At 67.5% G+C, this 23599-nt stretch carries 18 protein-coding genes; 5 read left to right on the top strand and 13 right to left on the bottom strand.

The window, feature by feature from the left end:
* The 3 genes from neuC to AC1DBD_RS10775 are packed head-to-tail and all read right to left on the bottom strand — an operon-like array spanning window position 1 to window position 2934.
* On the bottom strand, window positions 1-1161 hold the full coding sequence (gene neuC / locus AC1DBD_RS10785; protein ID WP_476982077.1) for a UDP-N-acetylglucosamine 2-epimerase: 1161 nt from the start codon (window positions 1159-1161) through the stop codon (window positions 1-3).
* Between the two features lies 1 nt (window position 1162).
* Window positions 1163-2215: an N-acetylneuraminate synthase family protein gene (locus tag AC1DBD_RS10780; RefSeq protein ID WP_441417284.1), complete on the bottom strand. Its 1053-nt coding sequence runs from the start codon at window positions 2213-2215 to the stop codon at window positions 1163-1165.
* Window positions 2212-2934, bottom strand: coding sequence for an LbetaH domain-containing protein (locus tag AC1DBD_RS10775; RefSeq protein ID WP_476982076.1), 723 nt, complete (start codon window positions 2932-2934; stop codon window positions 2212-2214). The genes AC1DBD_RS10780 and AC1DBD_RS10775 overlap by 4 nt, the downstream gene beginning before the upstream one ends.
* Window positions 2935-2970: 36 nt before the next feature.
* Between AC1DBD_RS10775 and AC1DBD_RS10770 the strand changes: the two genes are divergently transcribed.
* Genes AC1DBD_RS10770 through AC1DBD_RS10760 form a run of 3 tightly spaced genes read left to right on the top strand, consistent with a single transcriptional unit; the run spans window position 2971 to window position 5709 of the window.
* Window positions 2971-4062, top strand: coding sequence for a Gfo/Idh/MocA family protein (locus tag AC1DBD_RS10770; RefSeq protein WP_476982075.1), 1092 nt, complete (start codon window positions 2971-2973; stop codon window positions 4060-4062).
* A gap of 55 nt (window positions 4063-4117) precedes the next feature.
* The gene (locus AC1DBD_RS10765; RefSeq protein ID WP_476908564.1) at window positions 4118-4918 is read left to right on the top strand and encodes an acylneuraminate cytidylyltransferase family protein; all 801 of its coding nucleotides are present in this window, start codon (window positions 4118-4120) and stop codon (window positions 4916-4918) included.
* Window positions 4915-5709, top strand: coding sequence for an SDR family oxidoreductase (locus tag AC1DBD_RS10760; protein ID WP_476892253.1), 795 nt, complete (start codon window positions 4915-4917; stop codon window positions 5707-5709). The genes AC1DBD_RS10765 and AC1DBD_RS10760 overlap by 4 nt, the downstream gene beginning before the upstream one ends.
* A 25-nt stretch (window positions 5710-5734) precedes the next feature.
* On the opposite strand, the gene AC1DBD_RS10755 is transcribed toward AC1DBD_RS10760, so the two are convergent.
* The 4 genes from AC1DBD_RS10755 to AC1DBD_RS10740 all read right to left on the bottom strand — a co-directional run bounded on the left by AC1DBD_RS10755 (window position 5735) and on the right by AC1DBD_RS10740 (window position 8922).
* Window positions 5735-6766 carry a hypothetical protein gene (locus tag AC1DBD_RS10755; RefSeq protein ID WP_476982074.1) on the bottom strand — a complete coding sequence of 344 codons (1032 nt, stop codon included), beginning with the start codon at window positions 6764-6766 and terminating at the stop codon, window positions 5735-5737.
* A gap of 69 nt (window positions 6767-6835) precedes the next feature.
* Complete coding sequence (locus tag AC1DBD_RS10750; RefSeq protein WP_476982073.1) at window positions 6836-7732, bottom strand: glycosyltransferase family 2 protein; 897 nt, start codon at window positions 7730-7732, stop codon at window positions 6836-6838.
* On the bottom strand, window positions 7732-8145 hold the full coding sequence (locus tag AC1DBD_RS10745) for a DUF2304 domain-containing protein (RefSeq protein WP_441417277.1): 414 nt from the start codon (window positions 8143-8145) through the stop codon (window positions 7732-7734). Before AC1DBD_RS10745 ends, AC1DBD_RS10750 begins: the two co-directional genes overlap by 1 nt.
* Before the next feature lie 3 nt (window positions 8146-8148).
* On the bottom strand, window positions 8149-8922 hold the full coding sequence (locus AC1DBD_RS10740; protein ID WP_441417276.1) for a glycosyltransferase family 2 protein: 774 nt from the start codon (window positions 8920-8922) through the stop codon (window positions 8149-8151).
* A 144-nt stretch (window positions 8923-9066) separates the two neighbouring features.
* On the opposite strand from AC1DBD_RS10740, the gene AC1DBD_RS10735 reads away from it, so the two are divergent.
* Window positions 9067-11136 carry a DUF6541 family protein gene (locus AC1DBD_RS10735; RefSeq protein ID WP_476982072.1) on the top strand — a complete coding sequence of 690 codons (2070 nt, stop codon included), beginning with the start codon at window positions 9067-9069 and terminating at the stop codon, window positions 11134-11136.
* A 96-nt stretch (window positions 11137-11232) separates the two neighbouring features.
* Here AC1DBD_RS10735 and AC1DBD_RS10730 read toward each other — a convergent pair whose 3' ends face one another.
* From AC1DBD_RS10730 to glf, 6 genes are all read right to left on the bottom strand, one after another.
* Complete coding sequence (locus tag AC1DBD_RS10730; protein ID WP_476982071.1) at window positions 11233-12291, bottom strand: ABC transporter substrate-binding protein; 1059 nt, start codon at window positions 12289-12291, stop codon at window positions 11233-11235.
* Window positions 12292-12385: 94 nt separating this feature from the next.
* Window positions 12386-14377 carry a DUF6541 family protein gene (locus AC1DBD_RS10725; RefSeq protein ID WP_476982070.1) on the bottom strand — a complete coding sequence of 664 codons (1992 nt, stop codon included), beginning with the start codon at window positions 14375-14377 and terminating at the stop codon, window positions 12386-12388.
* Window positions 14378-14417: 40 nt separating this feature from the next.
* Window positions 14418-15170 carry an ABC transporter ATP-binding protein gene (locus AC1DBD_RS10720; protein ID WP_441417852.1) on the bottom strand — a complete coding sequence of 251 codons (753 nt, stop codon included), beginning with the start codon at window positions 15168-15170 and terminating at the stop codon, window positions 14418-14420.
* Between the two features lie 5 nt (window positions 15171-15175).
* Window positions 15176-16066, bottom strand: coding sequence for an ABC transporter permease (locus AC1DBD_RS10715; protein WP_441417272.1), 891 nt, complete (start codon window positions 16064-16066; stop codon window positions 15176-15178).
* A complete protein-coding gene (locus AC1DBD_RS10710) occupies window positions 16063-18078 on the bottom strand; it encodes a glycosyltransferase (protein ID WP_441417271.1) in 2016 nt (671 codons plus the stop codon). The genes AC1DBD_RS10715 and AC1DBD_RS10710 overlap by 4 nt, the downstream gene beginning before the upstream one ends.
* Entirely contained in the window at window positions 18075-19262 is a 1188-nt protein-coding gene (gene glf, locus AC1DBD_RS10705) for a UDP-galactopyranose mutase (RefSeq protein ID WP_441417270.1), read from the bottom strand. Before glf ends, AC1DBD_RS10710 begins: the two co-directional genes overlap by 4 nt.
* Before the next feature lie 276 nt (window positions 19263-19538).
* On the opposite strand from glf, the gene AC1DBD_RS10700 reads away from it, so the two are divergent.
* Window positions 19539-23576, top strand: a complete 4038-nt coding sequence (locus AC1DBD_RS10700; RefSeq protein ID WP_476982069.1) for an FtsK/SpoIIIE domain-containing protein — start codon at window positions 19539-19541, stop codon at window positions 23574-23576.
* Window positions 23577-23599: the final 23 nt, after the last annotated feature.

The following is a 23599-nucleotide window of genomic DNA, read 5'->3' as shown; positions in this document are numbered from 1 at the left end:
TCAACTCTCCAGCGGTAAGTCAACAAAAGCCTTGGTCAGGCCCGTGGCAAGGCTACCCACGATCACGCGTTCGATTGGCTCTGCGGAGTGGGAATCCCCGTACGGGTTGACCACGCTACGGCACATCAGGTGGAACTGCGGGCTCAGGGCCTTTTCAATACTAGCGTGAATCTCGTTCCGCTCATCCCGGCACTGCAGCACATTGGCGCCGTACTCGCGGCCCCGCTGCCGGTCACCGACGTTCACCACGGGCACGTGGAAGGACGCTGCTTCCAGGATTCCCGAGGAGGAATTCCCTACCAGTGCACGCACGGTGGCCATGACCCGGGGGTAGAGCGGGCCCAGGCTTTCGCGCACGATGACCCCTGGCAGGTTCCGCTCCCGGATCTCCTCGAGGACGGCGATGATGTCCTCCCGGCCTGCGTCGAAGCCGGGGTAGGTGAGGATGGCCGTGCCGGCCTGGGCGAGGGATTCTTCGAAGACTTGCCGGGCCAGCTCGCCGGCGTTGGTCGCCATCTCGGCGGTCGGCGGATGGTAGGTCACCATGACCAGGGGCTGAACCAGGGGAACGCCGAACTCGGCTTGGAATTCCTCACCGCTCAAGGGCACGGGATGGGCGAAACGGTCCAGCCCCGGGGCGCCCGTCTGGTGGATCCGCTCGGCGGACTCGCCCAGCTGGGCAACCCTGCGCGCGGCCTGTGCCGTACTGACGCAGTGCTGGTCCGCGAGCTTGGTCACCGCGTGGCGGACCCGTTCATCGAGGGCGCCTTCGGTGACCTCGCCGCCATGCAGGTGGATCAGGCGGACACCGCTGATCACCACCGGCGGCAGCACGTAGAGCAGTTCCCACCGGTCCCCCAGGACGACGACGGCGTCCGGCTTGAGCTCGGGCAGCAGCTTCGCCATCCCGGTGGACAGGGCCGCGCCGGTCAGCGACTGCCGCTCGGCGGACGGTTCTGCCAGGTACAGGCCCAGTTCGTGGTGGACGAAAGTGTCGGGCGACAGCCCCGCCTCCAGGAGCCGGGCATGCGCTGTGCCGTCAGGGAAACCGATGGCGGTCGCGACGTGAAGCTCCACTGCGGCATCGGCGTCCAGGGCGACCAGCACCGGTCCCAGCGGGAAGAGATCCGCCCGTGTGCCGGCGAACGCAAGAACCTTCATCTCAGGCGATGTCCCCGCCGGTTACGGGAGAACCGGCGGCGATGGCGCGCTTGGCCTGCTGCCCCACCACGAGGGCGGACGGCGACAGCCCGCCTTCGGGGCGCAGGATGGCAACGTCGTCGGCCGTGATGACGGCACCGGCCGGGATGTCGCGGACGGCATGGAAGGAACGGCGCACCAGCGTGGCGTTGGCTTCCTCGCTGGGCATCCGCCGCTTGTTCCCGTCCCCGAGCGCGAGGTGCGCTTCCCGGACAAAGCGCACGTAGTCTGCGAATTCCGCCCGCTCCAAGGATGCCGAGTGGTCCGGGCCGTTGCGGGTCTTGTCGGTGGTGATGTGCTTCTCGAGCAGCGTGGACCCGAGGGCGGTGGCGGCGATGGCCGTCACTGACCCCGGGGTGTGATCCGACCAGCCGACCTCGACGCCGAATTCCTGGCGGAGCGCGGGGATGGCCCGGAGGTTGGCTTCTTCCAGCGGTGCGGGGTACGCAGAGACGCAGTGCAGCAGCACGGTGGCCGGAGCCTTGGCAGTCGCCTCGAGCGCCGCGGCGATTTCCTCGCGGGTGCCCATGCCGGTCGAGACGATCATCGGGATGCCGAACTCGGCGATCGCGGCGAGGTACGGAGTGTTGGTGAGCTCTCCGGACCCGATCTTGAGCCCCGGGACACCCAGTTCCGCCAGCATCAGGGCGCTGTCGTAGTCGAACGGAGTGGAAAGGAAGGTGATGCCGCGTTCGGTGCTGTGGTCCCGCAACTCGGCCCAGGCGGACTCGGGCAGCGTGAGCCGGGCCAGCATCTCCGACTGGGACTCCGAGAACCCTGCAGCCTTCTGGTACGGCGTGGTGTCGGCCGATCCGGTGACCAGGGCCTCCGGCTTGAAGGTCTGGAACTTGACCGCGTTTGCACCCGTATCGGCGGCCAGGTCGATGAGTTCATGGGCCACGGCCACATCACCATCGTGGTTCACGCCGGCCTCCGCGATGATGAAGATCTCTTCGGAAGGGCCGATGCGGTGGCTGCCAAAAGTTACGGAGCTGGAAATCGGGTCATGAGTCAATTGGCTGGACCTTTCGTAGATACAAGTCGCTGTGCGGGCACTCCCACATATGTTGTCATACCGGCCAACGGCCGCGTCGCCACCGACCCTGCCCCCAGCACCGCGAAGTCCCCCACGGAAACGCCCGGCAGGATGCGGGCACCCGAGCCTAGAAACACCTGGATTCCCGTCACGGCGGCCCCCAGCAGGACGGCCCCCGGGGCGATGTGGGTACCGGCTCCAACCACCGCGTCGTGTTCGACGATGGCGCTGGTGTTGATGACCGCAGCGTCGCCGATCCGGGCCTGCGGACCCACATGCGCGTGCTCGCAGACCTGGCTGAGGGCGCCGAGGACCGCCGTGCTGTCCACGGTCGCGCTGCTGGCAACCAGCGGAGCGGCCAGGGCCGCAAAGCGGGCCTCGGCCAGGATCGCGTCCGCAATCTTGGAGCGAATGGCGTTGTCGCCGATCCCGACGGCGATCGCGAGGGAATGCCGGGCGGCGTAGTCCAAGGCCTCACCGTCGTCCCCGAAGCAGGCGGGAGTCTCGCCGTCGCGGCCCGCGAAAGCGGCGAGGTCGGGGACAGGGCCATCCGGGCGCGCACCCGCGGCGCCGAAGGCCCGGTCGCTGAGGGCGGCGATCCGTTCGCCGCGGCCGCGGATGATGGCGGCCAGGCTGCGGCTATGGCCGGAGGCGCCGATGATGAGCCATGCCGTTTCCTTCGGGGATTGCCCATCCATTTATAGTCGCAGCGCCTTTGAGAATAGAGTTGCCAGATGACCTTTTCATCATACTTGGACGATTCTAAGGTGATGGCGAGCGTCGCCACGCCTGCCGCCCGGGTCCAAGCGGGCCGCCCGCTGCGTGCCCTGGTCCGCGGTACGGGCTCCATCGGGGCCCGGCACCTGCGTGTGCTGCACAGCCTGGGGGTCGAACAACTCTTTGCGTGGCCGGTTAGGCCGCCGTCGTCGGACCCGTCCGCACGCGCCGCCGACTACCCCGCCTCGGTCCAGCTGGTCCAGCGCTACCCGGACGAACCCCTTGACCTGGTCATCATCGCCACCGACACCAACCGGCACGTCGCCGACGCCCTCGAGGCGCTGGAACACTCCCCCGCTTCGATCCTGCTGGAGAAGCCGGTCGCACCGTCCGCGGAAGAAGCGCGCGTGCTGTTGGAGCATCCGCGGGCCAACACCATCATGGTCAGCGCACCGTTGCGCTTCCATCAGGGGCTGGCACTGACGGCGGATGTTCTGCCCCTGCTTGGCCGCGTGACCAGCGCCCAGGTGGTGTCCCAGTCGTGGCTGCCCTCGTGGCGGCCGGGCCGCGACTTCCGCAGCAGCTACTCGGCCCGCAAGGACGACGGCGGTGTCCTCCGGGACCTGGTCCACGACATCGACTACCCGGCGATGCTGCTGGGCGCCCCGGTTTCCCTTAAGGCCACCCTCGGGCACGGGATCCTCGGCATCGAGGCCGAAGAGTCCGCCGATGTGCTGTGGGGCGATGGTCCCTGCGTGCACCTGCGCCTGGACTACGTCACGCCGGTTAAAACGCGCAGCATCCGGATTGCGACCGAGCAGGGGGCAATCGGCTGGGACGCAGTAAGGAACGAAGTGACGCTGGACTGGCCCGCTTCCGCGGCGGAACCCGCCGGTTCGGTCCGTGCGGCGTTCCCGGCGGACGCCGACGTCGACGTCGTGCTGGCGCGCCAGTCCCTTGCGGTGCTCGAGCGGGCAGGGACCGTCACCGGCCGCTCCATGGAGGCGTTCTCCCCGGCCGGCCTGGCCGAGGGGCTGCTGGCGGTCGCAATCTGCGACGCGGCCAGGCTGGCCTCGGCGACCGGCGGAACTGAAAAGGTACTGTGGTGATACCGCAATCCGGCCACGCACCATTGCGATCACACGACGAGGTTGAGAAATAACAATGAACGAAAAACCGTCCGCGCCCCGCGTTCTTGCAGTCATCCCCGCCCGGGGAGGCTCCAAGGGATTGCCCGGTAAGAACATCCGGCCGCTGATGGGCAAACCCCTGCTGGCCCACAGCGTGGCCCTCGCCGCGCTGCTGGGAGAGAACGTCCGTTGCATCGTCTCCACCGACGACCCCGAGATCGCCGAAGCCGCCCGCGCTGCCGGCGCGGAAGTCCCCTTCATGCGCCCAGCGGACCTCGCCAGCGACTCCGCCCCGATGAGCGTTGTCCTCCGGCACGCCCTGGAGGCGATGGAGTCACTGGACGGCACGACCTACGACATGGTCCTGCTGCTGGATCCCACCAGCCCCACCCGCACACCCGAGAGCGTTAACGAAGCCATCGCGACGCTCGGCGGCAGCCCCGAACTGGACGGCGTCGTCGCGGTCTCCGAGCCGTTCTTCAACCCGACCTGGGTGGGCGTCAAGCCGCAGACCGAAGGCGGCATCGAACTCGAGCGCTACTTCGCCGAGGGCACAGGTGTGGTGCGGCGCCAGGACGTGTCCCGGTTCCTGCGCATCAACGGCAGTTTCTACGTCTGGCGGGCCGAATTCATCCGGCGGCTGGAGAAGAGCTGGTTCGACGAAGGCCGCCACGGCTACGCCGAGATTCCCGAGACCCATGCCTTCAGCATCGATGACGAGAACGAATTCCTGCTGGTTGAAGCCGTCGTCTCCGCCGGTCTGGCCCCTCTCCCCGGCTTCGACGACGCGGGTAAGAACTCCCGCCAGACCCTGGACAAGGACCACTCAGCATGAGCAGCGCGCAGAACCTCTTTTCCCTGACCGGCCGGACCGCGCTGGTCACCGGTGGGGCCGGCCCGCTGGGGAGCGTCCTCGCGGACGCGCTGGCGGCCCAGGGCGCGGACGTCATCATCTCCGATATCCACGAGCAGGCGTGCCAGGAGGTCGCCGCGGGCCTGCACGACCGCCACGGTGTGGCCGCCCGCGGCATCAGTTCCAACCTGCTCGAACCCGACGGCACCCGGAAACTAGTCGAGGCGATTGACGGTCCCCTGGACATCCTGGTGAACAACGCCGCCTTCACCGGGACCTCCGGGGTCCCGGGCTACGCCGTGCCGTTCGAGGAACAGACGGATGAGGCGTTCGAGCTCGCGTCCTCCCTGAACCTGCGGGCACCGTTTTCGCTGGCCCGGCAGCTGGCGCCCAAGCTCGCTGAAAGCGCGGGGGCATCGATCATCAATGTTTCATCGATCTACGGCATCGTCGCGCCGAACATGGGACTCTACGAGGGAACCCGGATGGGTAACCCGGCCGCGTATGGCGCCACCAAGGGCGGCATCGTGCAGCTGACGCGCTATCTCTCCACCGTGCTCGCACCCCGAATCCGGGTCAACGCCTTCGCCCCCGGCGGCATCGCCCGCGGACAGGACAGCGCCTTCACGGAACGGTATGAAAAGCTGACCCCGCTGGGCCGGATGGCCACCGAAGACGATTTCCGCGGCGTCGTGGCGTGGCTGGCCTCGGACGCTTCGCGTTACGTGACCGGCCAGACCATCGCCGTCGACGGCGGCTGGAGCGCCTGGTAGCCCAGGCACCCCGCCGCCCCGGGCCTTAGGGCCTCAACGGCTCCACGGCCGCCATCGCCGGCAGCTTCGGCAACGGCGAGGGCAGGTGCTGCAGCGGGTGGCGGATCCAGTGCCAGGGGGAGAGCCCCTTCTCGGTTGCGTGCGCGCCTTCGGGGACCTTCTTGAGGCCGAGCACGGTCTGCGCTTTGGTCAGGGGGCCGCTGGCCCAGTACTCCAGGAAGGGAACCACTGTGTGTGCGTCCCAGCCGAGCAGCCGGGACAATTCATGCGGCGTGCGCATGTCCCCGCGGCCCAGCTCTGCTTCGGCGATCGACGTCAGCACGTGCTGGGGCGTGGACTCGTCGTAGAACTCCGGCCACAGATCCCGCATGACCAGGCCCGGATCCGCGGCGGCGTTGGCGCCCAGCCGGAAGTCCGGACCGTAGATGGCGACGTCGGCCCCGCTGACCGCTGCGTACATGATGGAGGTCGACAGCCGGTTGGACACCACACGCTTCGCGACGGACATCATCCAGAGGATCCGTCCGATGAACTGCGGGTCGCGGCGGTCCCCGGCACTAACCACGTCATGGCCGGCAGAGCGCCAGGCATCAAGGATCTCGTCGTTGTGGAGATCATCAATGTGGAGGCATACCGTCGCCGGGCCCTCCTTTTCGCGGACCATCTGCGCGTAGGCGCCGTGGTCACCGTCCACCTTGAGCAGGGCCGTCCCGTGCAGCGGAAGTACGAGGGTTCGGTCGGTGCGTTCCGGGACGGCGCCGTTGGCGCGGGCGGCGTCAAGCAGGTAGAGGTACGGGGCGCCGATGGCGTCCAGCATGGGCGTGCCGTCGCTGAAGAAGTTGCCGGCGTCGTCCGGGCTCCAGCCGCGTGAAGAGCTGGTCCAGGAAAGCCGGCGCCGGGCCGGGCCCCAGCTGGCGAAGTCGCCGAACTGGGCCGTTACCGGGCTGCTGACGGTCCATCCGTGCTGGATGAGGCCGGACACGTGGCGGAGCCTGCGCGATCCGCAGTACAGGGCAAAGACGGCCGAGTGGCCGTAGTAGTGGTTCTGGATGTCCATGGGACTGAGCGGCACCTTAAGTTGTCGATCGGGATCACCACCGCCGCTCCCGGCGGCGGGCTCGGATGGTCAGGGCCTGACGGCGTGCGTGACCAGCTTGCGCAGGCCCGGCCACATTCCCTTCGAGACCACCTTCGGCGTCAGGGACACGGCGTTCAGCCGGGACGTGAGGTGCCAGCGCGCGGCGCGGGCGGCCGAGGACCAGCCCTTGGCGGTGAAGTCACGGACGCACTCGTCGAAGAACGCGCGCTCCTCGGCGAAGCGGCGGCCGTCCAGCGCCCGGACCGAGGAGTCGGACTCCCGGTGGCGGCGGTACTGGAAGCACACCGTGTCCACGACGGCCATCTTGCCGCCGCTGAGGGTGATGTCGATGGCCAGCGCAAGGTCCTGGACGACGTCGTACTGGGGACGGAAGTCATGCTTCTTGATGGCGTCGGCGCGCCAGGCAACCGAGGGGAAGTACAGCCAGTCGCCCACCATGAGGCTTTCCGCGATGGCTTCGCCGGCAACGATCGCTTCCGACGCCTTGCCGACCAGCTTGTGGCGGAGGAACTGCTTGACGGAGTCACCCAGCGGCTGGTACACGGAGCCGTTCTCGTCGATCACCTCGACACCGGGCTGGACAATGCTGACTTCCGGGTCCTGGCAGGCCTTGCGGACCGTGCTGAGGTAGTTCGGCAGCATCAGGTCATCGGCGCCCATGATGACGACGATGTCGTGCTCAACCAGGCCCACGCACTTCTTGTAGTTGCCGTTGGCGCCGAGGTTGACCTCGTTCCGGTAGTACCGGACCCGGTCGTCCGCGGCCACGAGGCCGGCGAAGTATTCCGGCAGGGTGTCGTCCGGATAGCCATCGTCCACAATCGTGAAGCGGAAATCCTTGTCGTCCTGTGCGAGTACGGAGGAAACAGCAGCCTTCATCATGGCTACGTCCCCGTAGTACGGGAACATTACGTCAATTGTCACTATTTTCTTCTCTCGGTTGGCGGCACGGCGGAAGCCGTCTCGGCCCCGCCTGCCGTCGGCTGGATTGGTTTGGATTCCCGTTGGAGTCGTTCCACGGAGGATCGCAGGATGGCGACTTCTTCCGCAAGAATGCGGGTCTCATCCTCAAGGATGGTGAGTTCGCGGGAGACGTGCAGGCTGACGCCCACGAGCAGCAGGATCGCCAGCGCGAACAGCAGATTGGACGGAACGACGACGCCCACCAGCGCGGCCGCCCAGTTCAGGAGTCTGGGGAAGATACCCAGAATGATGGTCAGCGTGCCGATGACCAGCCACAGGATCGCGTACTTCTCCCGCAACCGGCCGTTGCGAAGCATTATGAGGACTACTGCCACCATCACGATGGACAAAATCAAGGAACCTGCAACGTTCATGCCTTAGGCACTTCCCTCTCCGGCAATGTCGCCGGACAGCGGCGCATGTAGTTCGGCCGCGCGCGGAGTCCGGCGTCGGGCCAGCGCGAAACACAGGACCAGGCCCGAGCGCGCGAGATAGATGGATGCTTTGATGGGCCCCTGGCTGGGGGTACCGGCCTGCCGTTCTTTCATTTCGACGGGCACCTGGGTCACGCGGCAGCCGGACTTGACCGCCACGACCAGCGAATCGATGGTGTCCCCCAGGTATTCGGCCGGGAAATGTGAAATGTACTGCCGCAGTGCGGTTTCGTTCGCGGCGCGGAACCCCGAGGTGACGTCCGTCAGTTGGGTTCCGGCGACCGCCGAGATGACCTTGGCGAGGAAGAACATGGCCCAGCGGCGGGGGCCCTTGGCTCCGTAGTTTCCCTTGCCGGCGAAACGGGCACCAATCGAGATGTCGGCATACTCCAGGCCGGCCAGAACACGGTCGATGTCGTGCGGATCGTGCTGGCCGTCCGCGTCCACCTGGATCACCGAGCTGTAGCCGTTGCGGAGGGCGTACTTGAATCCCGCCCGCATCGCCCCTCCGACGCCCAGATTAAAAGGCAGGCGGAGGACCGTGGCACCGGCTTCCCGGGCAATCCTCGGGGTGTCGTCCTTCGAGCCGTCGTCGACGACGAGGACATCATGCTGGGGGACTACAGCCAGGACTTTCCGGATGGTGTTGCCGATGGCCTCGGCCTCGTTCCAAGCCGGCATGACTATTAAAACGCCGGAACGCTGTGAGTTACCCATGGTTTGAAAGTATAGCAACGTGCCACTGCCGCCCCTTGCCCCGCTGTGCGCTGCCGCCCAGCGCGGCTCCGGCGCCCGCCGCCGGATTCGTGAGGCCGTCCGCATACTTGTAGGGTTGGCTCTGAAACTTAGGAGACTGGATCAATGACTTGGTGGGAAACGCTTCCTACGCTGGCAGCGACTGCGCTGGTTTACTTCCTTCCCGGTTTGATGATCCTGGCAGCTGCCGGTCTTCGCCGGTTGAACCTGGTGGCCCTGGCCGCCCCCGTATCGGCGTCCGTTTCCGGCATGACGGCCATCATGCTGCCGTACCTGAAGCTCCCTTTTAACCCGGTGAGCTACTTCGCCGTCAGCGTGCTCGCGGCGGCCGCCGTGGCAGTGTTCAGGCTGCTCCGCCGCCGACGCCGGTCGGCGGCCGGATCCGAGGCAGCCGGGACCCGGTTCACCGGCTTCCTGGGAGCAAACGTCCCGCTCTCCCCTGCGGACACCGGAATCTGGCTGGCCCGCCTGGCCATTCCCGCCGCCGTCCTCATCCCTGCGGCGATCATCAGCCTTCGCTACATCACCGGCTTCGGATCCCCGGACAGCTTCTCCGAGACGTTCGACAATATCTACCACCTCAACGCGGTCCGCTACATCGCCGATACCCAGAACGGTTCGACGCTAACACTGGGCAACCTCACCGCCGCGTCCAAGGGCCTGTACCCGGCGGCCATGCACGACTCCATGGCGCTGGTCCTGATGCTCGGTGCCCCGTCGGTCATGGCCGTGGTCAACGTCGGAACCATCGTTACCGGAGCCATCGTCTGGCCGCTGGGCTGCGTGTTCCTGATCAGCCGGATCGTCGGCTACCGGCCGATGCCCCTGCTGGCGGCTGGAATCCTCTCCGCCGGGTTCAGCGGGTTCCCCTACCTCATGGTGGGCTACGGTGTCCTGTACCCGAACCACGCCGCCATCGCTCTGCTTCCTGCCGTGCTTGGGCTGGCCATCGAGACCCTCGGGATGTCGCGCACTCCCCCGGGCTCGCCTTTGGCGCCTGTCCTGGCTCTTGCCGCCACCGTTCCGGGCCTCGCCCTCTCCCACCCCAGCACCTTCGTGGCGCTGCTCGGCTTCGCCACCCCCGTGGTGATCGGCCGCCTGATCCGTTCCTGGCTCGCTGCCAGGGAAGGGCTGGTCTCACGGCGGCAGCCGCGGTTCTGGCTGGCCTTCACGGTCGCTTACCTGCTCGCCACCACCGCTGTCTGGGTGGTCGCCCGCCCCAGCCTCAGCTCTGCCGGCTGGACCCCGTTCCAGACCAACGCACGGGCCATCGGCGAAATCCTCGGCAGCGCGCCCATGGGGACTACCACTGCCTGGGTCATGCTGGTCCTGACCATCGTGGGGCTGTACGTCATCGCACGCCAACTGCGACGCTACTGGTGGGTCGCCGGCATGTACGCCGCCGGCGCCGTGCTTTACCTGGTGGTTTCCAGCTGGAGCAACGGCTTCTTCCGCAATTTCCTCACCGGAGTCTGGTACACGGACAGCTTCAGGCTTGCCGCACTGCTCCCGGTGGTGACTCTCCCCGTCGTCGTGCTCGGCGCCGAATGGGTGATCTGGCGCGTCCGCGCCCTGACCGGCGCCCTGATCGCGACCGCGAAGGAACGGCCGGCAGCCCTTCCTCGGGCAGCCTCGGGCATGATCGGCCGGCTGCCGGCGTCCTCGGGCATCGCGATGGGCTGCGTGGTACTGCTGGCTCTTGGCCTCGGCGCCCAGGGCGGAACCCTCTCCACGGTCCAGAACCGCATCAGCACCATCTTCACCACGACGCCGACGGCCTCGCTGCTGTCGACCGACGAGGTCTCACTGCTCAACGAAGTGGCGGCCATTGTGCCCGAGGGCGACGTCGTGGTGGGCAACCCCCGGACCGGCGCCTCGCTGGTTTATGCCTTCTCCGGCCGCCGCGCCCTGGCCCCGCATATCTTCGGCATCCGTACCCCGGAGGAACAGCTCCTCCTTGACCACTGGGACGAAGCCGCCTACAACGCCGCAGTATGCCCGGCGATTAAGTCGCTCAAGGCCTATTGGGCACTCGACTTCGGCAACACCGAGATCACCCCCCGTGCCGAGCCCCTCGTGGGCGTCCGCGACCTGACGGACAACACCGCCCCGGGAGTAAAGCTCGTCAAGGCCGTGGGCAGCGCCCGCCTTTTCCGCGTGACTGCCTGCGGGTAGCGCCCTGCCAGCAAAAGAGCCAGGCCGGGGACGATGTCCCGGCCTGGCTCTTCGCTTTCCTGCGTACTACTTCTCTCCGTACTACTTTCCTGCGTACTACTTGCCTGCGCTGCGCTGCTGTTCATAGTAGGCCGCCTTCGCCAGTTCCGGAACAATGTTCCGGCCGGCCCAGGCGACGCCCAGCGCGGAGCCGGACCGCAGGGCCTGATCCTCGATCCCCGCAGCATAAAACAGGGAGGGCTGCTTGGCCGTGGTCAGCGCCGGGATCTTGCCGCCCGCACGCAGGGAGGCCATGTCGTCCTGGCTGATGGAGGCCACCAGGATGTCCGCGGTGAGCTCGTCAGCGCGTTCGTGCGGCCAAACGTAGGCGACCGGCGACTTCTGCCCGCCGGTGGCACGGCCTTCTGCCTTGACCTTGGCCAGCGCCGGGGCCGGAGCGAGACCGAAATCCTTCAGCACGCCCAGCACCACGGAATCGTCAGGATAGACCTGGATGTCGGCGCCGTCCGCGGACGACGCCGCCGCGAACAGGACGGTGGTTCCCTTGAGTCCGGCGTAGTCACGGACCGAATCCCTGACCGCCCCCTCGGTCTTGGCCTGCAGCTCGGAGGCAGCGCTGCTACGGCCCAGGACCTTTCCGATAAGTGCCGACCGCTGGCGCCAGTCACGGCCCGAATCCGCCGACTCGGAGAGCACTACCGGCGCGATCTCCGAGAGCTTGTCGTAGTCGGCGCGGGTGATGCTGCCGCCGACGGCCAAAATGACGTCCGGATCAAGATTGCGGATGTCATCGAGCGGCATCGCGACTTTGTCATTGAGGAGGAACGGAGGGGCGCCGTCGATGTCCCGCATCGCGTCGGTGAACCACGGCGACGAGGCGGACCCGGAGATCCCCACCGGGGCCAGACCCAGCGCGGCGGCCGTGTCGGCGTCGGCGCTGCTCAACGCCACGACGCGCTTGGGCGGCGCGGCCACCGTCGTCGTCCCGTAGCTGTGGGTGAGGCTCAGCGGAAACGCGCTGGCTGAGACCTCGACTGCGTCACTGCCCTTGGTCGAGCTGCAGGCGGGCAGCGCCAGGGGCAAGGCAACAATTGCGGCGAGGAATCCGCGCCGGCCGACCACTTTGCCGGTCGTTGGTCCATTCGGCGGCGTCATGGCCATGTTTGAATCCTCAGTATTTCGGTGGTGGACAATGGTGCGGGCCCGCTGGACAGGTCCGAGTGTATCGCGTGCAAAAAGGGCGGCCCGTTTACCTGCATGCGGTCAGTTTCAGGAGTTTGGCCTCGCCGTGCTGGTCGACCACCTTGGCCACGCCGGCCTTCTCAAGGTCGGCCAGGCCGGGCGCTGGGTGGTGTTCGTTATTGATTTCCTGGGTGCCGAAGTCCAGGACGTAACCGATGCCGAGCCGCGACACCGCGGGGCAGACGTCAGGGTCCGTCTTGGCGTTCCGCAGCCGGGCCAGGATGGTCTTGTCATCCGGGCTCTCGTTGCTGGTCAGGATGTGAAGTTGCATGGTGCGCCGGCCGGCCAGGGCGTAGGCCAGGGCGCTGCCGTTTCCCGGGTTCGAGGCGATGACCGCATCCGCCGGAACGTACTGGTCCAGCTCGGCCAGGACGGCGGCTTCATCCGAGGTGAGCAGCGGCGACTCCGCCGTCAGCGCATAGCTGCCGCGGGCCAGTGAGACCATGTCCGGAACGCTGCCCAACTGGGTGAGGACCACCAGCACCACGGCGCCGGCTGCCGACACGGTCGCCTTCACTGGCTTGCGGGACAGCAGCGGACTCCGCGACGGACCGGCGTCGCCGGCGCCGGCTGCACCCGCGCCGGCCACGGCGAGCCGGGACCGGAGCCATGTCCAGGCGGCGGTTGCCCCGACGGCGGCCGGCACTATCACCGCCACCGGCAGCAGGGCGGCCAGCCGGTAGCTGTCGCTGTACCAGGTGCCGGAGAGCAGGTAGCGCAGCCGGCCGGCGGGGAAGCTGGAGACGGCCACAAAGAGCAGCGCCGCGATGAGCAGGACGCCGATCAGCCACCAGTTGCGCCGCTTGCGGGCGGCCAGGACGACGCCGACCACCGTGAGTAGCGAGATTGCGACGGCGGGCGAGGTGCCCAGGGGCGCATTGCCCGCCACTTGCAGCAGCGCCCGGGGGATGGACTGAACCGGCGGCCAGAAGGCTGCCGGGAAGGATGGCCTGGCGAAAACCCAGAGGCCCAGCGCCGCCGCGCCTCCGACCAGGAGGGCGGCGCTCCAGGCGGCGGCCTTCGCCTTGTTCGCCGCCCAGTCCCGGCGCCATTTCAGGATCGAAACCACGTAGACGTACAGCACGGCGGGAGCCAGGAACGCCAGGAAGGCCAGGAAGGTGCTGGGGTGCGCCTGGGCAACGCCGGCCGAGGCGAGCCCCAGCACGACCACTGGCAGCGGTCCCCGAAGCTCCGGAACTGCTGAAAGCCCCAGGGCCTGCACGCCCAGCGCGAGCAGGGCCGGCAGCAGGGACAGCGACAGCAGGTTCGGATAGAGGACACCGAAGTGGATCATCAGCAGAGGAAACGCTCCGAACCCGGCGGACAGGATGCCCGCGATGAAGGCGGCGTCCCTGCGCTGGCCCAGGACCTGCTGGCAGAGGTAGACGCAGCCCAGCGGCCATGCGATGGACGCGATGGCGATGTTGCCGGCGTTGACCGCGACGGGGACAGAAGCCATGGATGTCTGGGCGATCAGCGAGATGAACGCATGCCAGCCCGCCGGATAGAACGAGCCGCCGGTCATGGCGCCGAGGGTCAGCGACGACGCCTGGCCGGTGTCCTCAATAAATCGGATGGCATTCAGGTGGAAGATGTTGTCGAAGGTCTGGGAAATGTGCTCCGGGGACCCGATGACCTCCACCATCCGCGCACAAATGATGATGCCGCCGAGGCCGGCACCGCCAAGGGCCCACCAGAACCGCGGATCGATCCGCCGCTCCGTTTGAAGCCCGCGCCATCTTTCCGGCAGCACGTGCCGGAGACCCACGGCCGCGAGGACAGCGACGGCGGTCAGGCCGGCGACCGGCAGAAGCGACCACGGGACTTTCAGGAACGGGGCCAGCAGGCCCGCAACGGACACCAGTGCGATTGAGAGCACCGGTGACAGCGCGGCAACGGCAAATGCCCGGAAGCCGAGGGCACGCCCGAGGACCAGTCCGGGCACGACCAGCACCAGGACGGCCGTCAGTACCGCGGGCAGGCTCGCAAACCAGGACATCTGTGGCAACTCCTCAAGAGATGGGACGGCGGACGGCGGACTAGGACGCCGCGGCCGACCGGCGTCGCAGTTCCGTCACGACTTCAGCGACCGGTCCGTCCAGGACGACGTTGCCGTGCTCGAGGAGGACCCCCCGCTCGCAGACGGTGGAGACAAGGTCGAGGTCATGGCTGACGACAAAGAGTGTCTTCCCGGCCTCCGCCAACTCCTTGATTTTCGCGATGCACTTGCGCTGGAACGGTTCGTCGCCGACCGCAAGGATTTCATCGATCAGGAAGATCTCCGGGTCCGTGTGCACGGCAATCGAGAAGGCGAGACGCAGGTACATTCCCGAGGAGTAGAACTTCACCTCGGTGTCGATGAACTCCCCGATTTCAGCGAATTCAACGATCGAGTCGAACATCTCGTTGATCTGCTTTTCCGTCATGCCCAGGATGGCACCGTTCAGGTACACGTTGTCCCGTCCGCTGAGGTCGTGGTGGAAGCCCGCTCCGACCTCGATCAAACCGGCCACCCTCCCCCGCGTCCGGACGGTACCGGCGTCGGGCTGCAGCACGCCGGAGATGAGCTTGAGGAGCGTCGATTTGCCCGAGCCGTTGAGGCCGAGCAGCGCCACGGTCTCCCCCTGGTGGACGTCCAGGGAGACGTCCCGCAGCGCGTCGAAAACCTTGTACATGTCGCCCTTGCGCCCGCGGACAAACCAGACCAGCGCTTCCTTCAGGGACCTGGTGTGCCGCAGCACGAACTTCTTGCGCACGTCCGTGCACGTAATCGCCAGCATTTTTTCCTGCATGACTTTCACAGCTCCTGGGCAAAACGGACGGAAAGCTTGCGGAAGACCAGCTGGCCGATGAACAGGATCACCAGCGAGACGCCGAGCGCCACCGGCGCCCAGACCGAAGCGAGCCCGTGCATGACCGGGGCGGCCGCGACCTGGTCGGCATTCAGGGTCGGGTACCAGAAGCCCCAGTGGAAGATCTCCACCGCGACGGTCATCGGGTTCAGCTGGTACAGGAAGAAGTACGGGCCGAGGGCCCGCTCCACCATGGTCCAGACGTACAGGACCGGCGAGGCCCAGGTCACGATCATGAGGATCATGTCGACGATGTTTTCCGAGTCCCGGAAGTACACGTTGGCGGCTCCGAAGAGGAGTCCCAACCCGGTGGCCAGCACGCCGACGATGATGAAGGCGAGGACCACGGCGGCGAGTTGCAGGATGCTCGGGGCCCAGCCCGCCATCAGGCAGGCACCGATGAGCACCAGCGTCTGGGGCAGGAAGTGGATGGCGGACACCAGCAGCGTCGAGACCGGAAACAATTCACGCGGCAGGTAAATTTTCCGGATCAGGTCCCGGTTGTCGACGATCGAACGGGTCGAGTTGCCAAGGACCTCAACGAAGAAGTTCACCAGGATGATTCCGGAGAAAAGGTAGATCGCGTAGTTCGGGGTGCTGCCCTGGAGGTTCAGGAAGATACCCAGCGCCACAAAGTAGACCAGGAACTGCATCAGCGGCTTCACATAGGACCACAGCAGCCCGAGGACCGAGCCGCGGTAGCGGACCTTGATTTCCTTGCGCACCAGGAGCTTGAGCAGGAACCACTGGCGGAACACGTCCCGCAGCCCTCCCCCTTCGCCGGGGGTGGTCAGCGGGGAAACCACTGTTCCGCCACCGGATGGAGTGGCGGTCATATCTTCGCCTCTCCCCTCTCCTGTTCCTTGACCGCGACAGCCTCGAAGGTTTCCCGCCAGGCCGCCTGGCCGGTGAACCCGGGCAGCGCGTCCTTGTACCGGCGGGCGTTGTTGTCCCATTCGGCCATCAGCTTCATGTGCAGCCGGACCGTCCGCAGGAGCATGCTTCCGAACTGCTTCCGGTCACGCTTGTACCAGGACGCGCCGCTGCCGTCCGAGGAGGACACGAGGGCAGAGTCGAGTGCCGCGAGCCGCCACCAGCGCGCCTCCACAGCCGGGACGGCCACTTCGGGATTCGTCATTGCGTCCTCGCGGACGGGACGCAGCTGGCGCAGCAGCCCGGTGACCGCGCGAACCAGCGATTCCGCCACGTAGTTCGGTTCGTGTTCCGCATCCACTTCACCGGAGCGGAGGACACGCGGGAACGAGTGCAGGTCCGGAGTGATCCGCGCGTCGGTGAAGTCGGCGCGGGTTTTCCGCACCCAATCCAGCCTGTCCGCGATGGTCGCGTGAAGGTGCTCGGGTCCGCTGAGCACGTCCTCGAGCGCCTTGAGCCGGACTTCAACGGCGGAATACTGCATCGAGATCAGGTGCCGGACATCCACCGCGATGCTTTCGAACGGCATCCGGCCGCCCTTTTTACGCGGTGAGTGGCTCAGCGCCGCCACCCAACGGTTGCGCTGGTGGTAGTAGGCCTGCCAGTCGATGGTGTCGTCTTTTTCGCTCCAGGGCATGTGCCAGACGGCGGCGCCGGGCAGGGTCACCGTGGTGATGCCGTGTTCCTTGGCGCGGATGCCGTATTCGGCGTCGTCCCACTTGATGAAGACGGGGAGGGCGTAGCCGACCTCGCGGACGATCGAGGTGGGGATCATGCACATCCACCAGCCGTTGTAGTCGACGTCGATCCGGCGGTGCATCCAGGGCGTGGTGCGCAGGTTGCTGGCGCCGAAGTCGTGGGCCTCTTTGGTGTTCACGGCGGGTCGCCAGAAGTAGCGGGCGTCGTCGACCTGCTCGCCGTAGGTGTGCAGGACCGAGCGCTCGTACAGGTTGAACATGTGCCCGCCCACGATGGTGGGCGTCCGCGTGAAGTCCGCGAAGCTAACCGCGCGCAGGATGCCTTCGGTTTCGATGCTGACATCGTCATCGAGCAGCATGACGTACTTGCTGCGCCCATCCTTCAGCGTCTCGTCCATGCCGCGCGAGAAGCCACCGGAGCCGCCGATATTGCCCTGCTCGATGATCTTGAGCCGGTCCCCGAGAATCGCCGCCTGCTCCTCGAACTGCGGCTGGGCGCGGACCTTGTCGGTCCCCTGGTCCACCAGGATGAAGCGGTCCAGGATCTTGACGACGTCGGCGTCCCCGGCCAGCGTGCCGATGTGGCGCAGCGCGTAGTCGGGCCGGTTGAAGGTGGTCACGGCGATGGAGAGGGTGCCGGGCACGAACCCTTCGGGTTCGCGGACGGACCACCCGGCACTCCTGAGGGTTACCGGGGTGCCGTGGGCCACGAGGTCGAACCAGTACCAGCCGCCGTCGACGAACGACTTCAGCGGCAGGTCAAAGGTGACTTCTCCGCCTTGCGAGGCGTGGGTGCTGTCCACCCGGTTCGCCGTGCCGCGGGGGCTGGAACGGTAGACAATGACCGTTGCCTCGGCGTCGACGTCGACCGTCAGCCGTACCGTCTCCACGGCGGTGTGGTTCCGCCAGTAGCTGGCGGGGAACGCGTTGAAATAGGTTCCCAGCGAAACCCTCCGGAACTCCGGCAGCGTCATGCTGTTGCGGCCGGTGATGAAGCCGGAGTGCTGGGGCGAGGTAGCCGGAACCGTCGGGGGCGCCGAGATCCGACCCCGCCGGAGGGCGCGCTTGGACAGCTGCACCACGCGCTGGACCGGGTTGAAATCGACGTACAGCGGAAGGACGTCGGTGTCGCCGTCGACCGGCAGCACGACGCGGTGGACAGTCCGGAAGGGGCGCTGGTCTTCAGCCCGTGTCGATGCGTCCACGGCTACGCTCATGCGTCCACTCCTCCGCTTTCAATCTTGGCGCCGGCCTCGAAGTGCGGGCGGATTTTGTTCTCGAACATGGTCAGGGCGGAACCGATGGCCATGTGCATGTCCAGGTACTTGTAGGTGCCCAGGCGCCCGCCGAAGAGCACGTCCCGCTCGGCGGCCGCGAGGTCGCGGTACTTGAGCAGCCGTTCGCGGTCGGCGGCGGTGTTGATTGGGTAGTAGGGCTCGTCGCCCTTCTCGGCCGCGCGGGAGAACTCACGCATGATGACGGTCTTTTCCGTCTGGTACTCGCGCTCGGGGTGGAAGTGGCGCGGCTCGATGATGCGGGTGTAGGCGACGTCGTCGTCGTTGTAGTTCACCACGGAGGTGCCCTGGAAATCCCCGACGTCGAGCACTTCCTCTTCGAAGTCGATGGTGCGCCAGGAGAGGTCGCCCTCGGCGTAGTCGAAGTAGCGGTCCACCGGTCCGGTGTAGACGACCGGGATGTTGCCGACGACCTTGTCCTTGCTGTACTCGTGCGACTCATCGAAGAAGTCGGTGTTGAGCCGGACCTCGATGTTCGGGTGCTCGGCCATCTTCTCGATCCACGCGGTGTAGCCGTTCGTCGGCAGGCCCTCGTACTTGTCGTTGAAGTAGCGGTTGTCGTAGTTGTAACGCACCGGGAGCCGGGAAATGATGCCCGCGGGCAGGTCCTTGGGATCCGTCTGCCACTGCTTGCCGGTGTAGTGCTTGATGAACGCTTCGTAGAGCGGCCGGCCGATCAGCTGGATGCCCTTGTCGTTCAGGTTCTGCGGGTCGGTGCCCGCGAGCTCTCCGGCCTGTTCCTTGATCAGGTCCTGGGCCTGGCCCGGGGTCAGGTTCGCACGGAAGAACTGGTTGATGGTGGCCAGGTTGATGGGCAGGGAGTAGACCTCGCCCTTGTGGACGCCGTAGACCTTGTGCACGTAGTTGGTGAACGTCGTGAAGCGGTTGACGTACTCCCAGACGCGTTCGTTGGAGGTGTGGAAGAGGTGGGCGCCGTACCGGTGGACTTCGATCCCGGTCTGCTCCTCCTTTTCGCTGTAGGCATTGCCGCCGATGTGGTGGCGGCGGTCGATAACGACGACCTTCAAGCCCAGCTCAGTGGCGGCCTGTTCTGCGATTGTCAGGCCGAAAAAGCCCGACCCTACGATGACGAGGTCAGCGGTCACAAAATCTCCTGGTTCGAATGTGGGCAGCGCAACGTTGTGCATTGTCTGCTGCTCTAGACTACCGAGGCTTTTGCCGGAGCCACGAATCGCGGCGCCCGCCACGGTGTGCCGCCGGAGCTGTCCGGTCCCGAGCCGCACCTGGTTGCCCCCGGCGGGTCTTTTCCACATCGGACCCTTTTCCACATGGCCGGATTCGATGGCCTGCCGGCCAGGGGCCCTTCCCTAGCGTGGGTTTAGCGCGCGTCCCAGCGCCTGACCGCAGGAAGGAGGCTCCCGGTGTTGCTGCAGTGCACCCTGGTCCGTGGACCCGTCGCGGCACAGCCGGGGATGCCCGTGGAACTGTCCATCGAACTGCCGGCGGGCTGCCCCGGCGCAGAACTGGAGTTAGCGCTGGCCCGGAAGTACGGCACGGTCAGGCTGACGGTGGCCGGCTCTCCTCTCGATGCCCTGTCCGCCGGCAACGCCCCGCTGGTCAACGGCGCCGTCCTGATCGACGGCGCCGGTGCCGGTCCGGCCTCCGACGGCGGATCCGTCTCCGGCGCGGCCTTACTGCTGGCTGTGCTCAGCGGACCAGGCGCCGGGACGGTACTTCCGCTGCGCCGGGGCCGCTACCTCTTGGGCCGCGCCGGCACGGAACTCGTACTTCCCGATCCCGAACTGTCCCGCGAACACGCCCGGCTGGAGGTTACCGATTCCGCGGTCACCCTGGTCGATCTGGGCAGCGCCAACGGAACCACCGTTGACGGCCGTCCGGTGAAGAGCGGCCAGGTCACGAGCGACTCCGTCATCGGCTGCGGCCAGTCCACCCTGGGCCTGGTGTTCCGCGGCGGGCGCGCCGGGCGGTGCGGCGACGGGGCCGGAGGTGCCGGGGCCGGAAGTGCCGAGGCCGGCACTGACACGACGGAAGCGCTGCGGATCCCCAATCCGGGCTCCCCGGCCAACCGCGCCGCGCTTCTCCTCACCGCGGTCCTGCCCTTGGCCGCGGGCGCCGCACTGGCCGTCGCCACTGGCATGTGGATGTTCCTGGCATTTTCCGCGGTTTCGGGAGTGGCCGTGCTGGTACCGTCGCTGTCCGGCCGAAGACGGCGCCGTGAGCTGAAGGCGGCCGTAGCGACCGCGGCGGACGCGGACCGCGATCGACGACGCCGGGCCGCGCCGTCTGCCGCCGCTCTGGTCACCGACGCCGGGCCGCCGGAGTCCAGCGGTGCAGCGGAGGTTGAACCCGGGCCCGTGTGGCTGCGGCTCGGGCTGGCCCCGGGGAGGGCGAGAATCCGGTTAGACCCGGACGATCCCGGGTTCAGCGCCCCGCCCGTGGGCCCCGTCCCCGTGTGCCTGGACCCCTCGGCCCCGACCGAACTCCGGGGCCCGGCAGACTCCCTCGCGGGGCTGATCCGCTTCCTGGTCATGCAGCTTGCGAGCTACCCCCGGGCAGGCCGAACCCGGGTGCTGCTGCATGGCCCGGCGGCGTCCCTGCCCCTGGCGGCCCGCTTCCTGGCGCGGGTTTCCCTGTCCGCCAGTGATTCAATGACCGCCGCGCACCTTGCCGCCGGCCCCGGCCCAGGCTGTGACCGCGGCGTGCTGATCATTGTCGCGGACACCGGAGGCGCCTCGGCGCTCTGCGCTGCGGCAACTCCGAACGGCTGGCAAGTACTCTGCTGTTCCGCTGCTGAGCAGACCGGTGCCGGCCGCCAGTCAGTCGTGCTCGGCGAGCGCCGAGCCTTTCTCTTCTCTGGCACCGCGAAAACCGCCTTTGCCCCCGACCTTGTTCCGGAAGACGTCTTTGACCGCTTCTGCCGGAACCGGAGCCAGCATGAAACCGCCACAGACAGCGAAACTGGGCAGATCCCGGACGATTGCCGCCTGGCCGACTTCCTGCCGCTCTCGGCCGCGGATGTGAAACAGCGTTGGGAATCCGTGGGCCGGTCGCTGATGCGGGGGCTGTCCGTTCCTGTTGGCCGCGCGGCATCCGGGCCGCTCCACGTGGACCTGCAGGCGGACGGCCCCCACCTGCTCGTGGCAGGAACCACGGGCTCCGGAAAATCTGAGTTCCTGAGGACTCTGGTGGCCGGGCTGGCGGCCAGCTACCCGCCGGACCTGGTTAACCTGCTGTTTGTCGATTTCAAGGGCGGCTCCGGGCTAGGGCCGTTGACCGGGCTGCCGCATTGCGTCGGCATGCTGACCGATTTGTCGAGCCACGAAGTGGAGCGCACTCTCGCCTCGCTCCGCGCCGAGGTCCGCCACCGGGAGGAGTTGCTGGCCGCGGGCGGCGTGCCTGACCTCACCGCCTACCAGGCACACGCCCTCGATACCGCCCAGGCGCCAGCACTGCCGGCGCTGCCCCATCTGGTCCTGGTGATCGACGAATTCCGGATGCTGGTGGAGGAGGCGCCCGCCGCGCTAAGGGAGCTCATGCGGATCGCAACCATCGGACGCTCTTTGGGGATCCACCTCGTAATGGCCACGCAGCGGCCGCAGGGGGCGCTGAACGCGGACATCCGAGCCAACGTCACAAGCAGCATCGTCCTGAGGGTCCAGTCGGAGCTCGAGTCTTCCGACGTCATGAACTCGCGGCTCGCCGCCGCCATTCCGCTGGGGAGTCCGGGGCGCGCCTACCTCGTGCGCGGAAGCGGGAGACCCGAGGAATTCCAGACCGCCGCCCTGGCGGCCCCCTCGCCCCCTGCGGGCACCGTCGTGACGGTCACGGAAGCCGCGACCCTGCTGCAGCAGAGACCCGCTGGCCTCCAGCCCCGCACGGATCGGGCCGTTGCTCCCAACCCGCAGCACGACGTTTCTCGCCTGGTGCGCCTGACATCACGGCTGTGGGCGGAGCACGGCGGCGCGCTCCCCCGGCGCCCGATAGCGGAGCCGCTGGCGGGATCGCTACTGCTTCCCCGCCACGCGGCCGGCCCCGCCGCCGCGGGGCCCGCGCGCGGGCTGCTACTGGGGATGCTTGACGTGCCGGAAGAGCAGCGACTTCGTGAGCTCCGCTGGTGTCCGCTCGGCCATGGCCATCTGGCCCTCGTCGGCGGCGCCCGGAGCGGGACGCCGGCCGGGCCGGCAGGTGCCCTGAGTCTCACGGTGGACCGGCTGTTGGACAGCGCGGCCGAATCGCACCTGTATATCCTCGATGCGGATGGCTCCCTCCGCGGTGCAGCCGCCTCGCCCAGAGTCGGCGCGTGGACAGGCGCCCACGAGCTGCGTCGGGCTGTCCGGGTACTCGAACGGCTGGCCGAGGAGATCCGCAACAGGCTGGCCGCTCCCCGAACAGCGGACATCCCGGCGCTGGTTCTTGTACTGAACAACTGGGGGTCGTGGGTATCAGCATTCCGGGCCGGCCCTCTGGCCTGGGCCGAGGACATCGTCCACGACATCATCCGCGACGGCCCCGCGGCGGGCATTGCGGCCGTCGTATCCGGCGAGCGCGAACTCGTGGCCGCGCGGTTCTTCGCTGCGCTTCCCAACCGCATCTTCTTCCCCGCCGGGTCGACAGAGGAAACCCGGCACGGCTGGCCTCGACTGCCGGATATTCCGTCGATCCCCGGCAGGGTGGCCGTCGCCGGTCCCTTCGCCGAAGCCGCCCCGCACGCAGCCCAGCTCTACGGGCCGGCGGATGCAACATCCAGGCCGCGCACCACCGTGCCTCTAAGCGAGCGCCCTACAGCCCGGCCGTTCCGCGTCGAGCCGCTTCCGGCAAGAGTGACCGTCGCCGAGGTCCGGGCCCGGATCGGCCCGGAGTCTCCGCAGCAGGCACCGCCGGCAAAAGGCGTCCGGCTCTGGATCGGGGTGGGCGGGGACGAACTCGAACCGGTCGGTGTTCCGCTGCCACCGGCCAGCGTTCTTGCCGTCCTCGGCGGACCGGCTTCGGGGAAAACGTCCCTTGTCCGGGCGTTGCCGGATCTCAATCCCTTCGCGGACTGGCTGCCGCCCGCGGTGGGAAGCGATCCGGCCCGGCAGTGGTCCGCCGTCCTGGAACGGGCGCGCACCGGACAGCTCGACCACGCGGCCATCGTGGTGGTTGATGACGCGGATCTCCTGGGCCTGGACGCCAACCTGCGGCTGTCGGAGCTCAACTCCTTGGGCTGGACGGTCGTGCTGACCGCGGGCTACAGTCCCGCGATCCAGCAGCGCGTGCCGCTAACGCTCCAGGCCCGCGGCCAGGGCAGCGGGATCCTGATCGGTCCCCGGAAACTGATGGACGGCGACCTTCTCGGTGTCCGGTTCGAACCGGAGCCCAGCCCGCCGCCCGGCCGCGCCCTTGTCGTGGTGAATGGCCGGACCTCGGCCGTGCAGCTGGCGGTCGCGGAACCGCCGTAGGCCGGACTTGCGTCTGTCCCGCG

The sequence above is a fragment of the Arthrobacter sp. 10T419 genome, assembly GCF_056394105.1.
This window is presented reverse-complemented; position numbering and strand designations above follow the sequence as displayed.

Excerpts from the sequence above, each read along its gene's own strand:
- AC1DBD_RS10775 (WP_476982076.1), bottom strand. The coding sequence starts at position 2,934 with ATGGATGGGCAATCCCCGAAGGAAACGGCATGGCTCATCATCGGCGCC.
- AC1DBD_RS10760 (WP_476892253.1), top strand. The coding sequence starts at position 4,915 with ATGAGCAGCGCGCAGAACCTCTTTTCCCTGACCGGCCGGACCGCGCTG.
- AC1DBD_RS10735 (WP_476982072.1), top strand. The coding sequence starts at position 9,067 with ATGACTTGGTGGGAAACGCTTCCTACGCTGGCAGCGACTGCGCTGGTT.
- AC1DBD_RS10710 (WP_441417271.1), bottom strand. The coding sequence starts at position 18,078 with ATGAGCGTAGCCGTGGACGCATCGACACGGGCTGAAGACCAGCGCCCC.
- neuC (WP_476982077.1), bottom strand. The coding sequence starts at position 1,161 with ATGAAGGTTCTTGCGTTCGCCGGCACACGGGCGGATCTCTTCCCGCTG.
- AC1DBD_RS10765 (WP_476908564.1), top strand. The coding sequence starts at position 4,118 with ATGAACGAAAAACCGTCCGCGCCCCGCGTTCTTGCAGTCATCCCCGCC.
- AC1DBD_RS10730 (WP_476982071.1), bottom strand. The coding sequence starts at position 12,291 with ATGACGCCGCCGAATGGACCAACGACCGGCAAAGTGGTCGGCCGGCGC.
- AC1DBD_RS10770 (WP_476982075.1), top strand. The coding sequence starts at position 2,971 with ATGACCTTTTCATCATACTTGGACGATTCTAAGGTGATGGCGAGCGTC.
- AC1DBD_RS10745 (WP_441417277.1), bottom strand. The coding sequence starts at position 8,145 with ATGAACGTTGCAGGTTCCTTGATTTTGTCCATCGTGATGGTGGCAGTA.
- AC1DBD_RS10720 (WP_441417852.1), bottom strand. The coding sequence starts at position 15,170 with ATGCAGGAAAAAATGCTGGCGATTACGTGCACGGACGTGCGCAAGAAG.
- AC1DBD_RS10755 (WP_476982074.1), bottom strand. The coding sequence starts at position 6,766 with ATGGACATCCAGAACCACTACTACGGCCACTCGGCCGTCTTTGCCCTG.
- AC1DBD_RS10740 (WP_441417276.1), bottom strand. The coding sequence starts at position 8,922 with ATGGGTAACTCACAGCGTTCCGGCGTTTTAATAGTCATGCCGGCTTGG.
- AC1DBD_RS10715 (WP_441417272.1), bottom strand. The coding sequence starts at position 16,066 with ATGACCGCCACTCCATCCGGTGGCGGAACAGTGGTTTCCCCGCTGACC.
- AC1DBD_RS10725 (WP_476982070.1), bottom strand. The coding sequence starts at position 14,377 with ATGTCCTGGTTTGCGAGCCTGCCCGCGGTACTGACGGCCGTCCTGGTG.